26 protein-coding genes are annotated in these 25,941 nt (G+C 27.5%); all 26 read left to right on the top strand.

From position 1 onward, the window contains the following. The first annotated feature begins 10 nt into the window (after positions 1-10). The 26 genes from fabG to fliF all read left to right on the top strand — a co-directional run bounded on the left by fabG (position 11) and on the right by fliF (position 25,936). Positions 11-757 (top strand): 3-oxoacyl-[acyl-carrier-protein] reductase, encoded by a 747-nt coding sequence (gene fabG, locus BUA90_RS00930; RefSeq protein WP_408608421.1) that lies wholly within the window; start codon positions 11-13, stop codon positions 755-757. Positions 758-793: 36 nt separating this feature from the next. Next, on the top strand, positions 794-2,038 hold the full coding sequence (gene fabF, locus BUA90_RS00925) for a beta-ketoacyl-ACP synthase II (protein ID WP_072965508.1): 1,245 nt from the start codon (positions 794-796) through the stop codon (positions 2,036-2,038). A 153-nt stretch (positions 2,039-2,191) separates the two neighbouring features. After that, positions 2,192-2,896: a ribonuclease III gene (gene rnc, locus BUA90_RS00920; RefSeq protein ID WP_330390619.1), complete on the top strand. Its 705-nt coding sequence runs from the start codon at positions 2,192-2,194 to the stop codon at positions 2,894-2,896. Next, positions 2,889-3,944, top strand: coding sequence for an elongator complex protein 3 (locus tag BUA90_RS00915; protein WP_072965506.1), 1,056 nt, complete (start codon positions 2,889-2,891; stop codon positions 3,942-3,944). The genes rnc and BUA90_RS00915 overlap by 8 nt, the downstream gene beginning before the upstream one ends. A gap of 125 nt (positions 3,945-4,069) precedes the next feature. Beyond that, positions 4,070-7,636, top strand: a complete 3,567-nt coding sequence (gene smc / locus BUA90_RS00910; protein WP_072965505.1) for a chromosome segregation protein SMC — start codon at positions 4,070-4,072, stop codon at positions 7,634-7,636. Between the two features lie 16 nt (positions 7,637-7,652). Continuing rightward, entirely contained in the window at positions 7,653-8,831 is a 1,179-nt protein-coding gene (gene ftsY, locus BUA90_RS00905) for a signal recognition particle-docking protein FtsY (RefSeq protein ID WP_072965504.1), read from the top strand. Between the two features lie 86 nt (positions 8,832-8,917). Continuing rightward, a complete protein-coding gene (ylxM, locus tag BUA90_RS00900) occupies positions 8,918-9,292 on the top strand; it encodes a YlxM family DNA-binding protein (RefSeq protein ID WP_072965503.1) in 375 nt (124 codons plus the stop codon). A 24-nt stretch (positions 9,293-9,316) separates the two neighbouring features. Beyond that, complete coding sequence (ffh, locus tag BUA90_RS00895) at positions 9,317-10,657, top strand: signal recognition particle protein (protein ID WP_072965502.1); 1,341 nt, start codon at positions 9,317-9,319, stop codon at positions 10,655-10,657. A 43-nt stretch (positions 10,658-10,700) separates the two neighbouring features. Further along, positions 10,701-10,970, top strand: coding sequence for a 30S ribosomal protein S16 (rpsP, locus tag BUA90_RS00890; RefSeq protein ID WP_072965501.1), 270 nt, complete (start codon positions 10,701-10,703; stop codon positions 10,968-10,970). Between the two features lie 26 nt (positions 10,971-10,996). Then, positions 10,997-11,227 (top strand): KH domain-containing protein, encoded by a 231-nt coding sequence (locus BUA90_RS00885; protein WP_072965500.1) that lies wholly within the window; start codon positions 10,997-10,999, stop codon positions 11,225-11,227. Positions 11,228-11,295: 68 nt separating this feature from the next. Further along, positions 11,296-11,817 (top strand): ribosome maturation factor RimM, encoded by a 522-nt coding sequence (gene rimM / locus BUA90_RS00880; RefSeq protein WP_072965499.1) that lies wholly within the window; start codon positions 11,296-11,298, stop codon positions 11,815-11,817. After that, positions 11,814-12,572 (top strand): tRNA (guanosine(37)-N1)-methyltransferase TrmD, encoded by a 759-nt coding sequence (gene trmD / locus BUA90_RS00875; RefSeq protein ID WP_072965498.1) that lies wholly within the window; start codon positions 11,814-11,816, stop codon positions 12,570-12,572. Before rimM ends, trmD begins: the two co-directional genes overlap by 4 nt. Before the next feature lie 123 nt (positions 12,573-12,695). Further along, entirely contained in the window at positions 12,696-13,043 is a 348-nt protein-coding gene (rplS, locus tag BUA90_RS00870; RefSeq protein WP_072965497.1) for a 50S ribosomal protein L19, read from the top strand. Between the two features lie 89 nt (positions 13,044-13,132). Beyond that, positions 13,133-13,999, top strand: coding sequence for a ribosome biogenesis GTPase YlqF (ylqF, locus tag BUA90_RS00865; RefSeq protein WP_072965496.1), 867 nt, complete (start codon positions 13,133-13,135; stop codon positions 13,997-13,999). A 63-nt stretch (positions 14,000-14,062) separates the two neighbouring features. After that, positions 14,063-14,839, top strand: a complete 777-nt coding sequence (locus BUA90_RS00860; protein ID WP_094756652.1) for a ribonuclease HII — start codon at positions 14,063-14,065, stop codon at positions 14,837-14,839. 1 nt (position 14,840) lies between these two features. Continuing rightward, positions 14,841-16,295, top strand: coding sequence for a hypothetical protein (locus tag BUA90_RS00855; protein WP_072965494.1), 1,455 nt, complete (start codon positions 14,841-14,843; stop codon positions 16,293-16,295). A gap of 2 nt (positions 16,296-16,297) precedes the next feature. Then, positions 16,298-16,570, top strand: coding sequence for an EscU/YscU/HrcU family type III secretion system export apparatus switch protein (locus tag BUA90_RS00850; protein WP_072965493.1), 273 nt, complete (start codon positions 16,298-16,300; stop codon positions 16,568-16,570). Between the two features lie 229 nt (positions 16,571-16,799). Next, positions 16,800-17,159, top strand: a complete 360-nt coding sequence (locus tag BUA90_RS00845) for a YraN family protein (protein WP_072965492.1) — start codon at positions 16,800-16,802, stop codon at positions 17,157-17,159. Between the two features lie 65 nt (positions 17,160-17,224). Next, positions 17,225-18,757: a YifB family Mg chelatase-like AAA ATPase gene (locus BUA90_RS00840; protein WP_072965491.1), complete on the top strand. Its 1,533-nt coding sequence runs from the start codon at positions 17,225-17,227 to the stop codon at positions 18,755-18,757. A 23-nt stretch (positions 18,758-18,780) separates the two neighbouring features. Beyond that, complete coding sequence (dprA, locus tag BUA90_RS00835) at positions 18,781-19,866, top strand: DNA-processing protein DprA (RefSeq protein ID WP_072965490.1); 1,086 nt, start codon at positions 18,781-18,783, stop codon at positions 19,864-19,866. Positions 19,867-19,940: 74 nt separating this feature from the next. Further along, a complete protein-coding gene (topA, locus tag BUA90_RS00830; protein ID WP_072965489.1) occupies positions 19,941-22,001 on the top strand; it encodes a type I DNA topoisomerase in 2,061 nt (686 codons plus the stop codon). A 73-nt stretch (positions 22,002-22,074) separates the two neighbouring features. Further along, a complete protein-coding gene (codY, locus tag BUA90_RS00825) occupies positions 22,075-22,854 on the top strand; it encodes a GTP-sensing pleiotropic transcriptional regulator CodY (protein WP_072965488.1) in 780 nt (259 codons plus the stop codon). 316 nt (positions 22,855-23,170) lie between these two features. After that, a complete protein-coding gene (gene flgB, locus BUA90_RS00820) occupies positions 23,171-23,578 on the top strand; it encodes a flagellar basal body rod protein FlgB (RefSeq protein WP_072965487.1) in 408 nt (135 codons plus the stop codon). 4 nt (positions 23,579-23,582) lie between these two features. After that, positions 23,583-24,023 carry a flagellar basal body rod protein FlgC gene (flgC, locus tag BUA90_RS00815; RefSeq protein WP_072965486.1) on the top strand — a complete coding sequence of 147 codons (441 nt, stop codon included), beginning with the start codon at positions 23,583-23,585 and terminating at the stop codon, positions 24,021-24,023. Between the two features lie 16 nt (positions 24,024-24,039). Continuing rightward, positions 24,040-24,333 carry a flagellar hook-basal body complex protein FliE gene (gene fliE, locus BUA90_RS00810; protein WP_072965485.1) on the top strand — a complete coding sequence of 98 codons (294 nt, stop codon included), beginning with the start codon at positions 24,040-24,042 and terminating at the stop codon, positions 24,331-24,333. Between the two features lie 52 nt (positions 24,334-24,385). Then, positions 24,386-25,936, top strand: a complete 1,551-nt coding sequence (gene fliF, locus BUA90_RS00805; protein ID WP_072965484.1) for a flagellar basal-body MS-ring/collar protein FliF — start codon at positions 24,386-24,388, stop codon at positions 25,934-25,936. The last annotated feature ends 5 nt before the right edge of the window (positions 25,937-25,941 follow it).

Genomic DNA, 25,941 nt, shown 5'->3' with positions numbered 1-25,941 from the left:
GGTAATAGTATTGATGAATTTATCTGGTAAAACAGCTATTGTAACTGGTGGGTCAAGAGGTATAGGAAAAGCTATAGCTTTAAAACTAGCAGAAAAAGGTGCAGATATAGTAGTGAATTATACTAGTAATTTTGAAAAAGCTCAAGAAGTTGTTGAAAAAATAAAAAGTATGGGAAGAAAGGCTATTGCAATTAAAGCTGATGTTTCAAATCCTGATGATGTAGCAAATTTAGTAAAAGAAGTTAGCAAAAATTTTGAAAGTATAGATATTTTAGTAAACAATGCAGGAATTACTAGAGATGGTCTTTTAATTAGAATGAAAGATGAAGATTGGGATAAGGTAATAAATATTAATCTTAAAGGTACATATTTATGTACGAAATTAGTTGGAAAAAAAATGATGAAGCAAAGGTCAGGTAAAATAATTAATGTTGCGTCAGTAGTTGGCATTATAGGGAATGCAGGACAGGCAAATTATTCTGCATCAAAAGCAGGAGTAATAGGATTTACAAAGTCAGCTGCAAAAGAACTAGCAGCAAGAGGAATTACTGTGAATGCTGTTGCACCCGGTTTTATTGAAACTGAAATGACAGATAAACTTCCTGCTGATGTTATTGAAAACTACAAGAAAAATATTCCTATTGCAAGATTTGGAAAACCAGAAGATGTTGCAAATGTTGTTGCTTTCCTTGCATCTGAAGAAGCAAATTATATAACAGGTCAAGTTATAAACGTTGACGGTGGAATGGTGATGTAACTTTAAGATTAATTAAATCGTATAGGAGGAATTAAATTGAGTAGAAAAAGAGTAGTTGTTACAGGAATTGGTGTAATTTCACCAATTGGAAATGGAAAAGAAAATTATTGGGAATCTCTAAAAAATGGTGTAAATGGAGTAGATAAAATAACGAGATTTGATGCTTCTGAATTATCAGCACAAATTGCCGCAGAAGTAAAAGATTTTGACCCACATGATTATATAGATAAAAAAGAAGCTAAAAGAATGGATAGATTTACTCAATTTGCTATTGCAGCATCTAAAATGGCTGTTGAAGATTCTAAAATTGATTTAGATAAAATAAATAGAGATAGATTTGGTGTTGTATTAGGTTCTGGAGTTGGAGGAATAGAAACTCTTGAAAAAGAACATCAAAAATTATTAAAAAAAGGACCACGAAGAGTTAGCCCATTTTTTGTTCCAATGATGATTTCAAACATTGGAGCAGGTTACATATCAATGCATTTTGGAGCTAAAGGACCAAATGCTACAATTGTTACAGCTTGTGCATCATCAACTCATGCTATTGGAGATGCATTTAAAATAATTCAAAGAGGCGATGCGGATATAATGATAGCTGGTGGTGCTGAAGCAGCAATAACACCTTTAGCTATGGCAGGTTTTTGTAGTATGAAGGCATTATCAACAAGAAATGATGACCCTAAAACTGCAAGTAGACCTTTCGATAGAGAAAGAGATGGTTTTGTAATGGGAGAAGGTTCAGGTATAATAATAATGGAAGAATTAGAACATGCATTAAATCGTGGTGCAAGAATATATGGAGAAGTAGTTGGATTTGGAATGTCTGCTGATGCTTATCATATAACAGCACCTGCACCTGAAGGAGAAGGGGCTGCAAGAGCAATGCGTTTAGCTCTAGAAGATGCAGAAATAAATCCAGAAGATATTGATTATATAAATGCTCATGGAACATCTACTCCATATAATGATAAATTTGAAACAATGGCTATAAAAAGTGTCTTTGAGAAACATGCTTATGAGCTATCTGTAAGTTCTACTAAATCAATGACAGGTCATTTGTTGGGTGCTGCAGGTTCAATAGAAGCTATAGCTTGTTTGTTGGCTATAGAAAATAGTTTTATTCCGCCAACAATTAATTTAACAAATCCAGACCCAGAATTAGATTTAGATTATGTACCTAATAAGGGAATAGAAAGAACTGTTAATTATGCATTATCTAATTCATTAGGATTTGGTGGGCATAATGCAACTTTAATATTTAAAAAGTATACAAAATAAAAGTGAGCCTGTTTAATGGCTTACTTTTATTTTTTTCTTTTATTTCTTTTTAAAAAAGTATAGAATATAAATAGACTTTAAAAAGGCATTTGGAATATTTTTTGCTCTTTTGTAAAATGTATCCCAAAAGTCTTTTCGTTAGGAGGATTGATTGTGGATAATAATATTGATATTTTAAAATTTGAAACAGTTATAAATTATACTTTTAAAGATAAAGAGCTGTTATTAGAAGCATTGACACATAGTTCATATGCAAATGAAAAAAAGAAAAAGAATTATAAATATAATGAAAGGCTTGAATTTCTTGGTGATGCAGTACTTAGTATTATAATTAGTGATTATTTGTTTAGAAAATATCCTAATTTGCCTGAAGGGGATTTAACTAAAACAAGAGCAAAAATAGTTTGTGAACCTACTTTATCAGATTGTGCTAGAGATATTAAATTAGGAGATTTTTTACTACTTGGAAAAGGGGAAAAAAGTACAGGTGGAAAAGATAGAACATCTATTTTAGCAGATGCTTTTGAAGCTGTGATAGGAGCTATATATTTAGATGGGGGGCTCGAAAAGGCAAGAGATTTTGTATTGAAACAAATGTCTAAAGTAATAGAAGATGCTGTAAATGGGAAAATATTTATAGATTATAAGACAAAACTTCAAGAAATACTTCAAAATGAAAATAATATTAAAATTACTTATGAAGTAGTTAAAGAAAAAGGACCTGATCATAATAAAATTTTTTATACGCAAGTTAAAAAGAATGATGAAATAATAGGTTATGGTAGCGGAAAAAGTAAAAAAGAATCAGAACAAAGTGCAGCTAAAATGGCTCTAAAAGGTGTGTTGGACATTGAGTAAAAAACATTATATTATTCCGATATTTGTACCGCATGAAGGATGTCCTTTTGATTGTGTATTTTGCAATCAGAGAAAAATTACTGGAGTAGATACGACAATATCATATAGAGATGTTGAAAATATTATAGAAAATCATATAAGAACTATTGGTGTTTCCTATGATAAACATATTGAAGTAGCGTTTTTTGGTGGCAGTTTTACTGGAATAAATATTGAAAAACAAAGGGAGCTTCTAAGTGCTGCAGATAAATGGTATAAAAGAGGAGTAATAAAAGATATAAGACTTTCTACCAGACCGGATTATATTGATGAAAAAATACTTGAAAATCTAAAGAAATTTAATGTTTCGATAATTGAATTAGGTGTTCAGTCTTTAGATAATGATGTTTTAAAGCAGAGTTTTAGAGGACATTCTGCTGAAGATGTAATAGCCGCTTCAAAGCTTATAAAAAAATTTGATTTTAAACTTGGCTTGCAGATGATGATAGGTCTACCGGGTGATAATATTCAAAAATCTGTTAAAACTGCAAATAGAATTGTTTCATGTAATCCAAATTTTGTTAGAATTTATCCTACTTTAGTAATAAAAGGTACTAATCTTGAAAAGATGTATCTTAAAGGAATATATAATCCTCTTACTTTAAATGAAGCAGTTGAAATATGTAAAGAATTATATAAAATATTTAGTAAAAATAATATAAAAGTAATAAGAATGGGACTTCAGCCAACTGATAATATTATGGAAGGAAAAGATGTTGTAGCAGGACCATTTCATCCTTCTTTTAGACAATTAGTTATATCTTCATTAATTAGAGATAAAATTGTTGATGTATTATCCAAATATGAAAAAAAAGTACGAGAATTAATATTTATAGTGAATTCAAAGAATATATCTTTTGTAGTAGGAAATAAAAAAGAGAATATTAATTATATTAAAGAAAAATTCAACATTGGTTCTATAAAAATAAAAGAAGATAATTCTATTTTAAAAGATATTATAAAGTTAAGTTTAAACAACAATGATACATTTACTATAAAATTTCAGTAATACTGATAAATTTTGATATTATTAAGTAAATTATGATAAAATGTTAGAGTGCATTTATACATAGATACAATAGTTTAAAATGTGAAAATTATATGACATAACAGATTTAAAAAGAGGTGTAGGAATTGTACCTTAAAAAACTTGAAATTTACGGATTTAAATCCTTTGCAGATAAAATAGAAATTGATTTTAAAAAAGGTATAACTGGAATAGTGGGACCAAATGGAAGCGGCAAAAGCAATATTATAGATGCGGTAAGATGGGTTTTGGGAGAACAAAGTGCAAAGACATTAAGAGGCAGTAAAATGGAAGATGTAATATTTAATGGTACAAGCCATAGAAGACCTTTAGGAATGGCTGAGGTATCATTATCTTTTGATAATAGTGATAAGTTACTTCCTATAGATTATTCAGAGGTAACGATAACTAGAAGGATTTATCGCTCTGGAGAAAGTGAATATTTAATAAATAAAACACCTTGCAGATTAAAAGATATAAAGGAATTATTGATGGATACAGGTATAGGAATAGATGGTTATTCTCTTATTGGACAAGGGCAAATAGACAGCATACTAAGCAGTAAGACAGAAGATAGAAGACAAATATTTGAAGAAGCTGCAGGAATTGTAAAATATAAAGCGAGAAAAGCTGAAGCTGAAAAAAAACTTGAGAATACATACCAAAATATAGTGAGAATAAATGACATTATTGGAGAATTAGAGTCTAGGGTAAAACCTTTAAAACAGCAAAGTGAGAAAGCAAAAAAGTATTTAGAATTAAGTGAAAAACTTAAGGATTTAGAGCTTAACTTATTTTTGAATGAAATAGAACAAACAGAAAACAAATTAAAGGCTGAACAAAAACAATTAAATATAGTTGAAAATCAATTAAATAATTATTTAAAAAATAGAAAAAATCTTATAGAAAAACAAGAAAAAATACAGCTGATGATAGACAATATAGAAAATGAAATAAAAAAGATGAAGAGTAATTATTTTGAAATATCCAGCACAATAAAAAAATTAGAAGGCGATAAAATTTTATACAATGAAAAAATTCAAAATACAGAAAACAATGTTATAAGGATTTCTAAAGAAATAAATGAGCTAGAGTTGCAAAAAAATGTATTAAATAAGCAGCTAGAAAATTTATTAAATGAAAGAGAAAATTTAGAAAAAAATATAAGAGAAAGTACGGAAAATTTGAAACTTGAAACAGAAAAATATAAATCTTCTACTTCATCTTTAAATGAAGATGAGCTGTTTATTGAAAATTTAAAGAGTGAAGTTATAGAAATATTGAATAAAATTTCTTCTACTAAAAGTGAAATAAGCAGTATGAGTTCTATTAAGGAAAGTATTTTAAAGAGAATTAGAAAAATACAGGAAGATAATAGGGAATTAAAGGAAAGAGAAGATTCTTTAAATTTTGATATACAAACATTAGATGAAGAATTAAAAAATATAAATAAATCTATACTTCAAAAACAGGATAAAAAAAATGATTTTCAAAATAGAAGAGATGAGCTTTTGAATAAGTACAATAATTTATTAGTATCTTTTGAAGAGAAAAAAAATAGTTTAAATAAGTGTATATCTGAAAAAAAATTACTTGAAGAGATGGACAAATCTTATGAAGGTTTTAATAGCAGTGTAAAAAAGACATTGGAAATATGTAAAAAAAGCAATATAGGGAATGGAATCCATGGCGTTGTAGCAGAACTCATGACTATTCCAAGAGGATTAGAAATTGCAATGGAAGTTGCACTTGGATATTCAATGCAGTATATTGTTTGTAATAAACAGGAAGAAGCAAAACGTGTAATAAAATATTTAAAAGAAAATAGTATTGGTAGAGTTACTTTTCTTCCTTTATCAAATATTTATATAAAAAACAATAAAGGTGATAAAGTTTTAAATTTTAAAAAATTATCGGGTGTAATAGGTAGAGCTAATGAGCTTATAAATTTTGATAAGAAATATGAAAGATTGTTTGAGTATTTATTGGGAAAAGTTATTATAGTAGATAATATTGATACTGCAATAGAAATATCTAAAATTATAAAAACATATAAAATAGTAACAGTTGATGGAGATGTTATCAATCCTAGTGGAACTATTACGGGTGGAAGTTATAAAGCAAAGGGAATAAATGTATTTATTCGAAAGAGAAAAATAGAAGATTTAAATGATGAAATTGAAAAATTGTCAAATACAATAAATTCTTATAGTGAAAAAATAAGTACTTATAAAATTGAATTAGAAAAGTTAGAGAAAAAAATAAATTTAAATCATGAAGAAATTGAAAGATTAAAGATGTTATTATTTAAAAAAGAAAATTCATATACTTATTTAAAAAATGAATTAAATAATATCAAATCAAACAAATCAAATTTAAAAAGTGAATACGATGAATTAAGTAGTGATTTAAAAGATATAGAGATGTCAATTGAGAAAAAAAGGCATAATATAGAAGTCTTAGAAAAACAAAATTTAAAATTGCAAAATGATATAAATAAAAAATTAGAATGTATATCTAAAAGTCATAGAGACTTAGAAAATGTTAAAGAAAAAATTACTACTTTAAAAGTTACTTTAGCTTCTTTAAATGAAAAGAAGGAAAATATTATTGCTGAAATTAACAGAATAAATAATTCTATTAAGACTTGTGATGATGATAAGTTAAGTAGAAAAGAAGAACTTACTTGTTTAGAAAAAAGTAAAAAAGATTATTCTGCTAAGCTCAAAGAGATAGAGTTGTTAATTAATGATAATAATGTTTTATTTAAGCAATTAGAGTATAATATCAATAAATATGACAGTGAAAAAACTGATTTATTAAAGGAAAATAAAATTTTAGTTGATGAAATAAAATCTATAAATAAGGCTATCAATGAACTAAAAGAAAGTCTGCATAAAATAGAGGTAAGAAAGACTAGGTTTGAATTACAAAGAGATTCAATTGTAAAAAAAATTTGGGAAAAATATGAATTGAGTTTGACTGATGCTATTAAATACAAGAAAGAAATTGAGGACTATTCTGATATATTAGAAAAGATAAAGTATATAAAAGGTGAAATTAAAGGACTCGGTCAAGTAAATATTAATTCTATTAAAGAATATGAAGAATTGATAGAAAGGTACGATTTTTTAAAAAATCAAAAAGAAGACCTTATAAAAGCAAAAGAATCTTTAAATAAAGTCATAGTAGAGTTAGAAAGTACTATGAATAAACAGTTTTTAGATAGTTTTAATAAAATAAATGAAAGTTTTAGCATTATTTTCAATAAGTTGTTTAATGGCGGAAGGGCTAAATTGATTTTGGAAGATAAATCCAATGTTTTAGAAAGCAATATAGAAATAATTGCTCAGCCACCGGGTAAAAAATTGCAAAATTTAAATTTGTTATCTGGTGGAGAAAAGGCACTAACAGCTATAGCTCTCTTATTTTCCATATTAAAGACAAAACCAACGCCATTTTGTATATTAGATGAAATAGAAGCTGCTTTAGATGATGCTAATATATATAGATTTGCTGACTTTTTAAAGGAGTTTTCTAAAAATTCTCAGTTTATAATTATAACTCATAGAAAGGGAACTATGGAAATAATAGATTATTTATACGGTGTAACTATGCAAGAATATGGTGTTTCTAAAGTAGTTTCTGTAAAATTAACTGAAAAAGCAAGTTAAATGGAGGTATAAAAATATGTTAAAGAAATTTTTGAAAAAATTTATAAAAAATAATGATTCAAAAGAAAATAATAATTTAACAGAAGATAATATTGTTGAAAATGATATTATTTTGGAAGAGCAAGAGGAAATATTAGAAAATTCAAATGTAGATACTGATAATACTCCTGTATATGAAAAAGAAAATATAAAAGAAGAAGTAGCACTAGATAAAACAGTTGAACATACAGAAGATGTAGAAGATGCAAATGAAGAATCTCAAAAAGAAAATAACAAACTATCTTTTTTCAGTAGATTGAAGAAGGGATTATTAAAGACTAGACAGGGAATTACTGAAAAGATAGATACTTTATTGAAATCATATAAAAAAATAGATGAAGAATTTTTAGAAGAATTGGAAGAAATACTTATTATGTCAGATGTAGGTATGGATACTACACTTAAAATAATGGATAAATTAAGAGAAAAAATAAATGACAGAAAAATTTCAGAAACTAGTGAAGTAAAAGAAGTATTGAAGGAAGTAATGATAGAATTTCTTACTACATCTAAAGACAGTAGTTTGAATATTTCTCCATCTCCAGCTATTATTCTTGTAATAGGTGTAAATGGAGTTGGAAAGACTACTTCTATTGGCAAAATAGCATATAATTTAAAAAGTCAAGGAAAAAAAGTTTTGCTTGCTGCAGGGGATACTTTTAGAGCTGCTGCAATAGACCAGCTTAAAGTTTGGGGCGAAAGAATAGGAGTTAATGTAGTTCATCAGAGTGAAGGTTCTGACCCGGGAGCAGTAGTTTTTGATGCAATACAAGCTGCTAAAGCGAGAAAAATAGATGTGTTAATATGCGATACAGCTGGTAGACTTCATAATAAGAAGAATTTAATGAATGAATTGTCAAAAATATTTAAAATAATAGATAGGGAGTATCCCGAAGCCAAAAGAGAAGTTTTATTAGTTTTAGATGCTACAACAGGTCAAAACGCTATACAACAAGCTAAGACTTTTAAAGAAGCTGCAAATATAACGGGGATTGTACTAACAAAACTTGATGGTACTGCAAAAGGAGGAGTTATTTTAGGTATTACGTCAGAATTGGATGTTCCTGTAAAACTTATAGGTATTGGAGAAGGTAAAGAGGATTTACAACCTTTTGAACCAGAAGAATTTATTGAAGCATTATTAAGTGAAAATTAATAAATACTATTGACAATAATAAAATAGTAGTATAAAATACATCTGTAAAGTTTAAAACCTTTACAGGTGCTTGGGAAGTGTAAATAATGATTGAAAAGAAAATTAGATTGGGAAATTTATTTATATTTTATGGACAGTTATTGACAAGAAAGCAACAGGAAATTTTAAAGTTGTATTATATACATGACTTGTCTTTGGGAGAAATTTCTGAAAATCTGGGGATAAGCAGACAAGCTGTATATGATACTTTAAAGAGAACGGAAAAGCTATTAGAAGAATATGAAGGAAAGTTAGGACTTTTAAATAAATTTTTAAAGACAAGATGTAAAATTAATGAGCTTTTAGTAAATATAGATTATCTGATTGAAGATATAGATAAAAATTTCGATAGAAATTATGTTTTAGAGAAGATAAATGATTTAAAGAAAATGACTTTAGAAATATTGGAGGAGAGTTCATAGAAGAACTCTTTGGGAGGTAAAAAAATGATTTTTGAAGGGCTTGCCGAAAAGCTTCAAAATACTTTTAAAAAACTTAAAGGGAAAGGGAAGTTATCTGAAAAAGATGTTAAAGCTGCAATGCGTGAAGTTAAACTTGCATTGCTTGAGGCTGATGTAAACTACAAAGTTGTTAAAAATTTTATCAATAAAATCACACAGCGTTCGATAGGACATGAAGTATTGGAGAGTCTTACTCCGGGACAGCAAGTTATAAAAATTGTAAATGAAGAATTAACTAATTTGATGGGAACTACTCAAAGCAAAATAAATTTTGCGTCAAAACCTCCTACTATAATCATGTTAGTTGGACTTCAAGGTGCTGGTAAAACTACTACTGGAGGTAAGTTAGGTGGATTGCTTAAAAAGATGGGCAAAAGACCTCTATTAGTAGCCTGTGATGTTTACAGACCAGCAGCTATAAAACAGCTTCATGTAGTTGGAGAAAAACTCGATATACCTGTTTTTTCTATGGGAGATAAAGTTAATCCAGTAAACATTGCAAAAGCAGGTATAGAACATGCAAAAAAATATGGCAATGATGTGGTTATAATAGATACTGCAGGAAGACTTCATATAGATGAAAAATTAATGGATGAATTAAAAAATATTAAATCTGAAGTAAATCCTCATGAGATACTATTAGTTGTTGACGCTATGACAGGTCAAGATGCAGTTAATGTTGCAGAAACTTTTAATTCGCAGCTTGGAATAGATGGAGTTATACTTACGAAGTTGGATGGAGATACACGAGGTGGGGCAGCATTATCTGTTAGAGCTGTTACTGATAAGCCTATAAAATATATTGGTGTAGGTGAAAAACTTAGCGATTTAGAACCATTTTATCCAGATCGTATGGCATCTAGGATACTTGGAATGGGAGATATTCTCAGTCTAATAGAAAAAGCTCAAGCTAGTTTAGATGAAAAGAAATTAAAAAATTTAGAGAAAAAAATTAGAACTCAAGAATTTAATTTGGAAGATTTTTTAGAACAGCTTGAACAGATGAAGAATATGGGACCGCTTAGTCAATTGATTGAAATGCTTCCAGGAGTAAGTAATAAACAGCTTAAAAATTTACAAATAGATGATAAAGAACTTGTAAGGATTGAAGCTATAATTCAGTCAATGACGCCTGAAGAAAGAAGAAATCCTTCAATAATAAAAGCTAGTCGAAGAAAGAGAATTGCTAAAGGAAGTGGAACTAGCGTTCAAGAAGTAAATAAATTGTTAAAGCAGTTTGAACAGACGAAGAAAATGATGAAGCAATTTTCTGATATGGAAAAAGGGTTAAAAAAGGGCGGGAGATTTAAAATACCGTTCTTTTAGATAAATTTTTATATATTTTATGTATTTAAAGGAGGTGAATCAAGTGGCAGTAAAAATCAGATTAAGAAGAATGGGAGCTAAAAAGAAGCCTTTTTACAGAATAGTAGTTGCAGACTCACGTTCACCAAGAGATGGTAGATTTATTGAGGAAATAGGTTATTATAATCCTGTTTCTGAACCTGTTGAAGTTAAAATAGATGCTGAAAAGGCTATTAAGTGGCTGAAAAATGGTGCTCAGCCTACTGATACTATAAAAGATTTATTCAAAAAACATGGTATTTTAGAAAAGTTTGAAGAAGCTAAAAAGGCATAATTAGCTTCTAGGGGGTGTTTATTAAAATGGGAGAATTGGTAAAGATAATAGCACAAGCTTTAGTTGATCATCCCGAAGAAGTACAGGTAAATGAAATTGAAGGAACTCAATCAGTAATAGTAGAGTTAAAAGTTGCCCCAGAAGATATGGGCAAAGTTATTGGTAAGCAGGGCAGAATTGCAAAAGCAATTAGAACTGTAGTTAAAGCCGCTGCTACAAGAGAAAATAAAAGAGTTGTTGTTGAAATAATTCAATAGGTATAAAAGGATTAGGGACTCCTAATCCTTTTATATTTTAAACATTAAATATTAGAGAGGGTGATAGAGTGGGGAAAAAGATAGTAATTGGTAAAATAGTAAATACTCAGGGGATAAAAGGAGATGTCAGAATATATCCACTTACAGACTATAAGGAGCGTTATGAAGAATTAGAATATATTTATATAGAAGGTATAGATGATAAATTTGAAATTGAAAATGTAAGATATAAAAAAGAATTGGCAATAATTAAATTTAAAGGATTAAATAATATAAATGACGTAGAAAAGTATAAAAATAAATATATATATATAGATGAAAGTCAGCTTAGAAAGCTACCTGAAGATACTTATTATATTTTTGATTTAGTAGGCTGTAATGTGTATGATGAAGATAATAATTTAATAGGCAAATTAATAGATGTAATACAAAATACTGCTCAAGATATTTATGTTGTAGAAAGATTAGATGAAGAAGATAGAGAAAAAACTAAGAAAGTAATGATTCCAGCTGTTGAGGAATTTATTAAAAAAATTGACATTAAAAATAAAAGTATTATAGTTCATTTGATAGAGGGTATGTTAGAATGAAAATAGATATACTAACGCTCTTTCCGGAAATGTTTACTAATGTTTTAAATCAGAGTATAATTGGAAGAGCAATTAAAAATGGGATTATAAAATTAAATGTAATAAATTTTAGAGAATATTCATCAGATAAACATAAGAGAGTAGACGATTATCCATACGGTGGAGGTTCTGGTATGGTTCTTATGAACCAGCCTATTTTTGATGCATTAAAATCTATAACTAAAGAAAAGAAAAAGTATAAAATAATATATTTGACTCCAAAGGGAAAAACGTTCAATCAAGAAATGGCACTATCCTTATCTAAAGAAGAAAATTTAATTTTTATTTGTGGACATTATGAAGGTATTGATCAGAGAATTATTGATTATTGGGTTACAGATGAAATATCTATAGGAGATTATGTTTTAACTGGTGGAGAACTTCCTACAATGGTAGTTATAGATACTGTAGCAAGGTTAATACCGGGCGTATTAAATAATGAAAATTCTTTTAAAGATGAAAGTTTTTATTCGGGGCTTTTGGAATATCCCCATTATACTAGACCAGCTGATTATAATGGAATGAAAGTTCCTAAAGTTCTTCTATCAGGTAATCATAAACTTATAGAAGAATGGAGATTGAAAAAGTCAATTGAATTAACTATAAAAAGAAGACCTGATTTAATAGAAAAATTTTTAAAAAATAATAAATTTACTCAGAAGGAACGAGAAAAGTTTAAAAACATTATTAATGAAATATTAATGAATAATAATTAACTAAATTTTAAATTAAGGTATTGTAATATAAATTGCTCTATGATATAATTACTTGTGGCACTACGGGCGGTCCTCTGTTAATATGTTTAACATGAACGTCTATGATGGAGGGAGGTAAGAAATATGGAAATAATCAAAGCTTTAGAACAAGAACAGTTAAGAAATGATTTACCTGAATTTAATGTAGGAGATACTGTAAGAGTTCATTTAAAAGTTAAAGAAGGTAAAAGAGAAAGAATTCAGGTTTTTGAAGGTGTTGTACTTAAAAGACAAAATGGTGGTATAAGAGAAACTTTTACAGTTAGAAAGATTTCATATGGAGTAGGTGTTGAAAAGACTATTCCAGTACATTCACCAAAAATAGAAAAAATAGAAGTTGTTAGAAGAGGTAAAGTAAGAAGAGCTAAGTTAAATTACTTAAGACATAGAGTTGGAAAAGCTGCTAAAGTTAAAGAAAAAATTATGGGTTAATATAAAAAATATGCGGGGACTGTTGAGTGACAGTCCCTTTATTATTCTTTGATTTTTAAATTTTATTTTTAGTAAAGTGGTGATATATTATGAATATTAATTGGTATCCCGGACATATGAAAAAAACTAAAGAACTGATAAAAAATAATTTAAAATTAGTTGATGTAGTTATTGAGCTGTATGATGCAAGAATTCCAATCAGCAGTAAAAATCCAGAAATCGATAAAATCATAAGTAATAAGCCTAAAATAGTTGTATTGAATAAATATGATTTATCTGACCCTAAAATATTAAAAAAATGGTTAGATTATTATTCAAAATTAGGAATTAATGCAATACCTTTTAATGCATTAAGTGGAGAAGGAATGAATAATTTATTAAATGCCATAAAAAATGCTGCTAAAGATAAAATAGAAATCTTAAAGAAAAAAGGTCGTAAGCTTAGACCTATAAGAGTAATGATAGTTGGAATTCCTAATGTTGGAAAATCATCTTTGATAAATAAATTAGTAGGTAAAAAATCTGCAAAGACGGGAAATAAACCCGGTGTTACAAGGGGAAAACAGTGGATAAGAATAAGAAAAGATATAGAACTCTTTGATACTCCCGGTATATTATGGCCTAAATTTGATGATGAAAAAGTAGGATTAAATTTGGCATTTACTGGTTCTATAAGAGATGAAATATTAGACATAGATGAATTGTGTTTGGAACTTATAAAAACTTTATTAGAAAAATATCCAAATAATTTAAAAGAAAGATATAATCTGGATAATTTAAATAAAGAAGCATTAGAGATTATGGAAGATATAGGTCGAAATAGAGGTTGTATAAGTGCAGGAGGTATAATTGATTATACTAGAATTGCCAATATAGTTTTGGACGATTTTAGAAAGGGTAAGCTAGGAAAAATTACATTAGAAACTCCTGAAGATATTAATAATAGTGCTGAATAAGCACTAATTTTTTTGTTATAATTTAGTTATTATGTATCAAATTATATTGAAAGGAATGAAATTATGGATTTAAAAAATATGTCAGCACATGAAGTTGGAAATTTTTTACAAAAATTAAGCATAGAAGAAAAATTAAAGTATATAACTATTTTAAAAGATGATAATAGAAAAACTATAAAAAAATTTGCAGATAAAATTGAAAGAGAGTATAGTAAGTTTATTGGAGAAAGAGAAAGAATTTTAAAAATGTGTAAGATTGAAAATGAGCTTTATAATCAAAATTATAATTTAATAGCAGGTATAGATGAAGCAGGTAGAGGGCCTTTAGCTGGTCCAGTTGTAGCAGCTGCTGTTATTTTGCCTAAAGATAAGTTGATATTTGGAATAAATGATTCAAAAAAAATTCCAGAAAAAAAGAGATATAAACTGTATGATATTATAAATGAAGTGGCGATAGATGTAGGTATAGGAATAGTAGACAATGAAATCATAGATAAAATAAATATTTTCAATGCTACCAAACTGGCAATGAAAAAAGCAGTATTATCACTAAAAAACAAACCGGATTTTTTATTAATAGATGCATTGAAATTGACCGATATAAATATTAAACAGAAAGAAATAGTTAAGGGAGATAGTTTAAGCATATCAATAGCTGCTGCATCTATTGTTGCAAAAGTTACGAGAGACAGGATAGTAATCGAATATGAAAAGAAGTATCCGGGATATGGATTTAAAAATCATAAAGGATATGGAACTAAAGAACATTATAAAGCAATAAAAGAATTTGGCATTACTCCATTTCACAGAAAGACATTTTTAAAATCTCTGGGTGATTAAAATGAATATTAATTTATATAATTTCATTTACAATGGAATTATCAATAATAAAAATATATCTAATGAAAATATTTCAAATGTATTAAAAGCTTTATTCATATCAGATATCAATATAGGCGATGTATTTAGAGGAAAAATATTAAAAATTTCAGATAATTTGCTTAATATAGAAGTAAATGGTAAATTTGTTTTTCAGGCTAAAAATATTTCAAATAAGAATAATGATTATAAGATTGGCAAAACACTTGAATTTACCGTTGTAGGAAAAAATGAAGATAAAAATGAAATTTTAATTAAAATTAATTATAATTTGGATAATAAGAGTATAGATGATGATACACGCAAATTTTTTACTGATAAAATAACTGATAAAGTAGTAATTGAAAAATTATTAAAAAATGAAATACCGGTTACAAAAGAAAATATTGAATTAATAAAGTTTACACAAAAATATTATGGTAAACTTGCTGAGATTTTAAAACAGTATGGTATTTCTATTGATGAAAGTGATTTAAAAATAGAAATAAAAGAGCTTCTTAAAAAAGTTGTAAATAATCTTAATTTTTCAGAAAAAGATATTGCAGATGTAAATAAAGAAAATCATGATGAGCATAGTTTGTTGAAAAAGTTTAAAGGTTATAACAAATTGCACTTTTTAAATTCAAATGATTTATTAAAGTTAATGAATAATATTTCACAAGATAAATTAGTTTTTATGTTGAAAAATAGTTTAAAATTTAATCTTATGAATATAAAGCTTATAGATGATATTATTGTTGGTAAAAAAGATATTTCCAATAAGCTTTTAGAATTTATAGAAATTTTAAAAGAAAATGGCATTAAGTCAGAAGAATATAGCAACTTAGTTAAATTGATAAAATCTGTAAAACCTAATATTTTTTATGATAAATCTAAAATTAATGAAATAATGAATAAAATATATTTTGAAATTGGAAAATTGGAATATGATTTAAATAAGAAAGAAAATAATACTTTAAAGACTATAATAGCAAGAGAAATTGAAGATATAAAAACAAGTTTTAAATTTTTAAATAAATTAAATGAAAATTTGACATTTATTCAAATACCAATTAACGTGAATGAAAATATTCATTCTTTAGAAATATATATTTCTAAGGAAGCTAAAAAGAATAAAAAAATCAATAAAAAAAGTACAAAAATATTTATTTCATTAGATACTAAAAATCTTAATATTGTACAGTCTTTGATAGAAATAAATAATAAAGAAATTAATTTAAATTTTAAGCTCAACAATAATAAAATAGAAAGCTTTTTTAAAAAGTATGAAAATGAATTGATTAACAGTCTTTATAATTTAGATTTTAAAAAAGTTAATATAAAATATACTATAGTAAAGGAAAAAGATTCATTAATAGATATAATATCTTCTGACAAAATGGTTTCAAAATATAATAAATTGGATTTGAAGGTGTAAATATGAAAAAAAAAAAAGAAACTATTGCAACTGCTTTAAAATATGATATAGATAAAGATTCAGCTCCACACTTAATAGCTAAGGGAAAAGGATTTACAGCTGAAAAGATAAAAAATATAGCAAAAGAAAATAATGTTCCAATTTATAAAGATGAAAAATTATCAAAACAGCTTTATAATTTATCTTTAGGAGAAGAAATTCCACCCGAGTTATATCAGGTTGTTGTTGAAGTTTTGCTCTTTATAGCTAAATTAGACAGTAAAATGAAAAAATAATAAATTTTAATTTACTGACCTATTTTTAGGTCTTTTTTTAAAAAATAAAAAAGATTTTTTTCCTCTTATTTGTTACCTATAACTTTGCTAAGAGCTGCTTTAAATATTTAATCTTGTAAAATTTTCAAAAAGTTTATAAATTTTTGAAGGAATATAGAAAATAATGTCAAAATAATATTTTAGGATTAGAATTATTTTTTTTGAATTTAATATTGAAAGGAAGAAAAATGTGAAAAATAAAGAGTTAGGTGATTTAGGTGAAAAGCTAGCAGTTGAGTATATTGAAGATAAAGGGTATAAGATAGTAGAAAAGAATTTTAGATGTAAATTTGGAGAAATAGATATAATAGCAAAAAATGATAACTTTTATATATTTATAGAAGTGAAGACCAGGAAGAGTTTAAACTTTGGCAGACCTATTGAATCTATAACTAAAAATAAAATTAATCATATAACTAAAACAATTTTTTATTATCTCAATAAAAATAACATTAAAAATTATAATATTAGAATTGATGCAGTAGAAATTATTATAAAAGATTTTAAAAATTATATCATAAACCATATACCAAATATATATTTATATTAAAATACTTGATTTACATAATTATATTATGTAAATCAAGTACAGTTTGTTTAAAGGAGGATATTTTGTTGTTATCTAATGTCATAAGTTGCAATTTAGTTGGGCTAGACGGTGAGATTATTAATGTAGAAACAGATATTTCAAATGGACTGCCTTCTTTTACTATTGTGGGTCTACCAGATACAGCAGTAAGGGAGTCTAAAGAGAGAATTCGTGCAGCTTTAAAAAATTCTGGATTTCAATTTCCAATAAAAAAAATAACTATAAATTTATCTCCGGCAAATACAAAAAAAGAAGGAACTCATTTCGATTTGCCAATGGCAATTGGAATACTTGCAGCATCAAGTCAAATTGAAGAAAAAAGTTTAAAAGAATATGCTTTTATAGGAGAATTGTCATTGAATGGAAGATTAAATAAAGTAATAGGAGCACTACCTATAGTCATATCATTTAGAGAAAAAGGGTATAAAAAAATTATACTTCCTAAACAAAATATTAATGAAACTAGTATAATTGAAGATGCTGATATTTATGGTTTTGACAACTTAAAAGATGTTATTGACTTTTTAAAATCTGAAATAGATATTAAGCCATTTAAAGATAATATCAAAGTAAAATCAGTAAAAAAAAGATATGATGTAGATTTTAGTGAAGTTTCTGGACAGTTAAATGTGATTAGAGCTTTTCAAATAGCTGCGGCAGGAGCTCATAATATTATTTTAATTGGACCACCGGGTGCTGGAAAGACAATGCTTGCAAGGAGATTTCCGACAATACTTCCGGATATGACTATAGAAGAATCAATTGAGGTTACTAAGATATATAGTGTTGCAGGACTTTTATCGGATAATTGTTCTTTAATTACATCTAGACCTTTTGTCTCTCCACATCATACTGCTTCTAAAGTTTCTTTAATAGGTGGCGGGAAAATTCCAAAGCCTGGAGATGTTTCTTTAGCACATTTAGGAGTTTTATTTTTAGATGAGTTTCCTGAATTTCAAAAAAGTGTTTTAGAAGCATTAAGACAGCCTATGGAAGATGAAGAAGTTACTATTTCAAGAGTAAATGCTAAAATAACTTATCCATCAAAATTTATATTAGTGGCGAGTATGAATCCTTGTCCTTGCGGATATTATAATGACCCCTATAATGAATGTAAATGTTCGCCAAGTCAAGTTAGAAAGTATTTATCGAAAATTTCAGGACCATTATTAGATAGGATAGATATTCATGTGGAAGTTTTTCCAGTTAAATATCAAGAATTAGTAAAAAATACAAAAAATCAAAATTCTAGTGAAATAAAGAAAAAAGTAGATAAAGCTAGATTGATACAGTTAGAAAGATATAAAAATGAAAAGATAAATTATAATTCTCAGCTCTCTCCAAAACTTATAAAAAAATACTGTCATTTGAAATATAAGCAGAATAAATTGTTAGAAACTGCATTTTATAAATTAAAAATGAGTGCAAGGTCCTATAGTAGGATAATAAAATTGAGTAGAACTATTGCAGATTTAGATGAATCTGAAGAAATAAAAACAGTTCATATAGCTGAAGCAATTCAGTATAGGAGTCTTGACAAAAAATTCTGGGAGGTATAAAAAATATAGGTAGGGTATAAATTATGAATGAAAGAGAGTGTCTTATTTGGTTAAATTCTATTAAAGGTATAGGATATAAAACTATAAAAAAATTAATTGATTATTTCGGAGATATTCAAAAACTTTGGAGTGTTTCATCAAGTGAAATTTATAATGTGCCCGGTATTCAGAAATCTTTGGCAAAGAAAATAATCGATAAAAGAAATAGTGAATTTTTTTGTGCATATATGGAAAAAGTAAAAAAAATAAATGCAAATTGTATTTGTCTAAATGACAGTAATTATCCATCAAGTTTGAAAGAAATTTATGATCCGCCATATGTATTAAATGTAATTGGAGATTACAAAGAAGATGATAAATTTGCAATTGCAATAGTAGGTTCAAGAAAAGCAACACCATATGGAAAAAATATAGCATATAAATTTGCAAAAGAATTAGTAAAGTATGGGATAACTATTGTAAGTGGTTTAGCTGTTGGAATAGATACTGCTGCTCACAAAGGTGCATTAGACGGCGGAGGAAGGACTATTGCGGTTTTAGGTTCAGGTGTAGATGTTTGTTATCCTAAATCGAATATAAATTTAATGAAAAAAATAGTAAGCAGTGGGGCAGTTTTGTCTGAGTATCCAATTGGAACTTTGCCGAGGCCTGGCAATTTCCCACGCAGAAATAGAATAATTAGTGGTTTAGTTAAAGGTGTATTAGTAGTTGAAGCAGGACTTAAAAGTGGCTCTTTAATTACTGTTAATCATGCATTAGAACAAGGAAGAGATGTATTTGCAGTTCCGGGTAACATTTTGACAAATACTTCAAAGGGAACGAATAAGCTGATAAAAGAAGGTGCAAAAATTGTTACATGTGTTGAAGATATTTTAGAAGAATATAATATACAAAATATTTTTTTTGAGAATAATATAGATATAGATTTAAATTTAAGTTGTAAAGAAAAGGAAGTATATAATTTAATAAGAATTAAACAGCCTATAAATATTGAATTAATATCAGTTGTTTTACGGTTGAATATAAATGAATTAAATAGTATAATAACTATCTTGGAACTAAAAGGTTTAATTGAAGAATTACCGGGAAAAATTTTTATAGCTGTTTAGTAATATTTCTTTTGAAATATTTCAAGTTTTCTGATATAATCAAACATTGTGAAGCCTTTCTTGGAGGTGGGCATATGGCTCATTCACTTGTAATAGTTGAATCACCAGCTAAAGCTAAGACAATAGGTAAATTTTTAGGCAAAAAATATAAAGTTAAAGCCTCCATAGGACATATTCGTGATTTGCCTAAGAGTAAAATGGGTATAGACATAGAAAATAACTATAAACCTAATTATATAACTATAAGAGGAAAGGGTAAAGTTATTAAAGAGTTAAAAGAAGAAGCCAAAAAAGCAGATAAAATTTATTTGGCTACAGACCCTGATAGGGAAGGGGAGGCTATTTCTTGGCATTTAGCTAATATTTTATCAATTGATGAAAATAAAAACTGCAGGATAGAATTTAATGAAATAACTTCAAAAGCTATCAAAAAAGCTATTAATAGTCCAAGACCTATAAAAAAGACTTTAGTAGATGCTCAACAGGCTAGGAGAATATTAGATAGATTGGTTGGATATAGTATTAGTCCAATTTTATGGCGAAAAGTCAAAAAGGGGTTAAGTGCAGGTAGGGTACAATCTGTAGCTACTAAACTTATATGTGATAGGGAAAGGGAAATAAATAACTTTGTTCCAAAGGAATATTGGACTATAGAAGTTGCGCTTTGTGATGAAAGTAAAACTAAGGAATTTGAAGCTTTATTTTATGGTACAGATAAACAGAAAATAGAAATAAACAGTAAAGAAGAAGTAGATTTAATAATAGATGAAATAAAAAATAATACATTTGTAATTTCAAATGTAACAAAGAAGTTAAAAAGTAGAAAGCCTTATCATCCTTTTACGACTAGTAGTCTTCAACAGGAAGCATCTAACAAGTTTGGATTTTCTACTAAAAAGACGATGATGATAGCTCAACAATTATATGAAGGAATTGATATTGCTGATGAGGGAACGGTTGGATTAATAACATATATAAGAACTGACTCTACAAGGATTTCAGAAGACTTTAAAAAAGAAGCTGAGGAATATATAGTTGAAAAATATTCTAAAAAATATCTTCCTAAATATACTCGTAAAGTAACAAACAAAAAAGATGCACAAGATGCTCATGAAGCTATAAGACCTACATCTGTTTATAGAACACCTGATTCTATAAGAGATTCATTGAGTAAAGACCAATATAATTTATATAAATTGATTTGGGAGAGATTTGTAGCAAGTCAGATGGCTGATTCGACTTATTATTCATATTCAATCGAAATAAAAAATGGTAAATATATTTTTAAAGCTAAAGGAATAGAGCAAGTTTTTGATGGTTTTCTTAAAGTATATTCATATGCTCAAATAAATGAAAATATTTTGCCTAAAGTAGAAAAAGATGAAATTTTAACTTGTAAGGATATAAATCCAAAACAGCATTTTACACAACCTCCTCCAAGGTATACTGAAGCTACACTAGTGAAAGAAATGGAGGATAAAGGAATAGGCAGACCAAGTACTTATGCACCTACAATATCTACTATATTGAGCAGAGGATATGTAGTTAGAGATGGAAAAAATTTAAAACCTACTGATTTAGGATTTTTAGTAAATGATATTTTAGAAAAATATTTTTCTGATATAGTAGATGTAGATTTTACTGCCGATTTAGAGGAAAAGTTAGATAAAGTGGAATTAGGTCAAATATCTTGGATAAAACTGATTGATGATTTCTATAAACCTTTTAGCAAAATTTTAAGCAAAGCAGAAAAAGAAATAGAAAAAGTTGACCTTACAGAAAAGACAGATGAAATTTGCGAAAAATGTGGAAGTCCTTTAGTAATAAAACATGGTCGCTTTGGTAAATTTTTAGCATGTTCAAACTATCCTGACTGTAATTTTACAAAGTCTATACTAATCAAGACAGGAGTTAAGTGTCCTATATGTGGTGGAGATATAATTGTTAGAAAGACTAAAAAAGGCAGAACTTTTTATGGATGTAGCAACTATCCTGATTGTAAATTTATGACATGGGAACAACCTATTGATAAAAGATGTCCAAAATGTCAATCAATTTTAGTTGTGAAAAGTACAAAAAATAAAAAAACAGCAAGATGTCTTAATAAAGATTGTGATTTTAAGGAAGACTTATAATAAACTGGTTTAAGACATTGAATTTGTTAATAAAGATTTCTATAAACAACAATATAAAACAAGGAGGCAGACTATGGTGAGTTCACTTTTAGAAAAAACGAGGAGACTAAATAAAATACTTCAGCAATCTGGAAATACACCAGTATCTTTTCCTGAACTTTGCAAGACTTTAAGTGAAATATTAGATGCAAATGTGTATGTAGCTAGTAAAAAAGGTAAAGTGTTAGGTGTGAGTTTAGCAGATGTATCCGATTGTCCAATAATTGTAGATAAAGAAACTCAAGAAAAGAGATTTCCGCAAGAATATAATGAAGAATTATTAAAAATTACTGAAACTAAATCTAATATAACAGGAGATGAATTATTAAGTATTTTTAAGTATGATATAGAAAGTTATAACAAATTAGTTACTATAGTACCTATTAATGGCAGTGGTCAGAGATTGGGAACAATGGTTTTGGCAAGACATGAGAAAGAATATACTGATGAAGATTTAGTTTTAGCTGAATATTCGGCTACAGTAGTTGGTATGGAAATTTTGAGAGCAAAAAGTGAAGAATTCGAAGAAGAAGCTAGAAAAAAAGCTATTGTACAAATGGCAATTGGTACATTATCTTATTCAGAACTTGAAGCTGTAGAACACATTTTTGAAGAATTAAATGGCAATGAAGGATTGCTTGTTGCTAGTAAAATTGCAGATAGAGTAGGAATTACTAGGTCTGTAATTGTAAATGCTTTAAGAAAATTTGAAAGTGCTGGTGTAATAGAGTCAAGGTCATTAGGTATGAAAGGTACTCATATTAAGATATTAAATGATAAACTTTTAGAAGAATTAAAGAAATTAAAAAAATAGCAACCTTTAAAGGTTGCTATTTTTTTATCTAATTTTAAAACTTTGGCTTAAGATATGAAAATAAAGAAGTTACAGCTTAAAAAAGAGTAGAAAAGACATATTTAATTATTTATAATTATAGTAATTAAGTCCTGACTTTATGTATATAAAACAAAAATGTTTAACATTTATTGACTAATATTGTAAAATATAAGTGAAAAATAGTTCCTTTTGCTTTTTTGTAAACCATATTGACAAAAAAAGAAGGAAAAATCACATTTTTGTCGAATAAAATATACTTGTTGTCCATTAATTTGTTTTAGGTGGAGGTAGTAATATGTTAGATAAGACATTTAAAGATATATCTATTTATCAAAAGGCATTATCTGCAGCATGGCTTAGAAATGAAGCGATTTCAAATAATATAGCTAATGTCAATACACCGGGATATAAAAGAAAAGATGTTAAATTTGAAAAAATTTTAAAAGAATTTTTAAATGACAATTCTTTTAAATTAAAAACTACACATCCTAAACACATTTCTAATAAAAATGATATTGAAGATATTGAAATTCAAATTACGACTGAATACAATACAAGTTTTAGAAAAGATGAGAATAATGTAAATATAGATACTGAAATGGCTGAACTTGCTAAGAATACAATTAAGTTTAATGCATTAATAAAACAATTAAATGGTAAGCTTCACAGAATAAAAATGTGCATAACTGATGGGAGGAAATAGGTAAATGAGTTTTTTTAAATCAATAAATATAAGTGCTACTGGACTTACTGCTGAAAGATTGAGAATGGATATTATTTCAAAAAATATTGCAAATGCAAATACTACAAGAACTAGTAGTGGTACACCTTATAGAAGACAGATACCTATTTTCAAAGAAAGAAAAGGTAGCAGTTTTTCAGAAATATTAAATACTGTTAAAAGCGGTTATGATTTAGGTAATGGAGTAGAAGTAAGCAAGATTACATATGATAATTCACCTTTTAAAAAGGTATACAATCCCGGACATCCTGATGCAGATGAAAAAGGCTATGTTTTGATGCCAAATGTAGATATAGTGACAGAAATGATTAATTTAATATCTGCTTCAAGAGGCTATGAGGCAAATGTAACTGCTCTTAATAGTTCAAAGAATATTGCTATGAAAGCATTAGAAATAGGTCGTTAATGGGAGGCTTTCATAAATGAAGATTTCTAATTATTATAATGATATTAAGATTTCAAATTTACTACAAAAAGACAACAAGGATAAAGACAACATAGATTTTAAAAAAATCTTGTTTGATTCAATAAACAAGATTAATACATATGAAGAAGAAGCTGAAGAAATGGGTTTAAAACTTGCTTCAGGTGAAATAGACAATATTCATGATGTTATGATTGCAGGACAAAAAGCTGAAATAGCCCTTCAATTTGCTATTGAAGTAAAAAATAAAATAATGGATGCTTATAAAGAAATAATGAGAATACAACTATAAACTAGTATATGTATACTATACGCACTACTATAGTTGGAAATGAGGTGTACAAATGGGGGAATCTCTGGAAAAGATAAGAAATCAATTAAATGAATTTTTTCAATCCCTTAATAAAAAACAAAAAATTTTAATAGGTTTAGGAAGTTTATTTTTAGTTTCTTTTCTATCATTAGCTATTTTTTATTTTGCAAAACCGGATTATAAAGTAATATATAGTGGATTGAATTTAGAAGAAGCGGGACAAATAACTGCAAAATTAGATGAAATGAATATTCCTTGGAAAGATGCTAATGGTGGGACTACAATATTGGTTCCAAAAGAAAGTGTTAATAAAGCCAGAATGAATTTGGCAGTTGAAGGCTTTCCAAATAAAGAATTTACTTGGAGTGATGCTTTTAATAGCAACAGTCTTACAATGACAAGTGAAGAAAGAAGAATGAAATATTTAAAAGCTCAGATGAGTGAATTAGCTCAAACTATAGAAACATTAGAAGGAGTTGTTGATGCAAAAGTAAATTTATCAGTTCCTGATAATAGCGATTTTTTAACTGAAAAATATAAATTTTCTAAAGCATCTGTTGTTGTAACGTTAAAAAGAGGGTATAAATTAACTGAGCAGCAAGTCAATGGAATAGTTATGATAGTTGCAAATGCAGTTGAGGGATTAAAACCTGAAAATGTATCTGTTCATGATAGTACGGGAAGAATTTTAAATTCAAAACCAGAAGATAGTGAAGTCTATACAGTAAATAATAGTATGGATATACAACAACAAGTGAGAACTAATTTGCAAAACAGTATAAAAAATCTTTTGGCTAAGATATATGGTTTTAAAAATGTAGATGTCATGGTAAATGTAAAACTGAATTTTGATAAAGAAGTTACTCAATATGTTGAATTTAATCCTCCTTTAGAAGGGGAAACTAATGGACTTATAAGAAGTATTTCAAAATTAAAAGAACAAGTAGCTGATACTGCTGAAGGAGGGCCGCCGGGTACAGATTCAAATTCTCAAGAAATAACTGAATATAAAGAATTTGAATCTAAAGGCTCTAAATATGAAAAAGAAAATACAAATATCAATTATGAATTGAATGAAATCAGGAAAAATATTGTTAAAGCTCCTGGTCAAATTGAAGACATAAGTGTAGCAGTTATAATAAATAGAAAAAGTTTGCCAAATGGAGAACTGACAGAAGAACACAAACAGCAGCTTATAAAATTAGTATCTGCAGCAGCTGGACTTGAAACAAAAGTAGTTGAAGTTATGGCAAGTGACTTTAATGATTCAGATAATCAAAATTCAATTGTCAGCAGTGAAGATAATGGTAATATTTTATCTAAACTGCCAATGTGGAGTATAGGAATTATTTCGCTACTACTTATTATTGGTGTTGTATTTACTGTGATTAGAATTAGAAAGAGAAAGAATGAGGTTCAAGAAATCTTAGAGCCACCTGTAACTGGGGAAAGTGATGAAATAGAAGAAATAGATTTAGATTTCAATGATAAAGCAAGCTATAAATATCAAATAGAAAAATTCCTCGACAAAAAACCAGAAGCAGTAGCACAACTGTTAAGAAATTGGTTAAACGAAGATTAGGGGGT

The organism is Caminicella sporogenes DSM 14501, from assembly GCF_900142285.1.
Lineage (GTDB): Bacteria > Bacillota > Clostridia > Peptostreptococcales > Caminicellaceae > Caminicella > Caminicella sporogenes.
The sequence above is the reverse complement of the archived record's forward strand: the minus strand, read 5'-3'. Positions and strand labels throughout refer to the sequence as shown.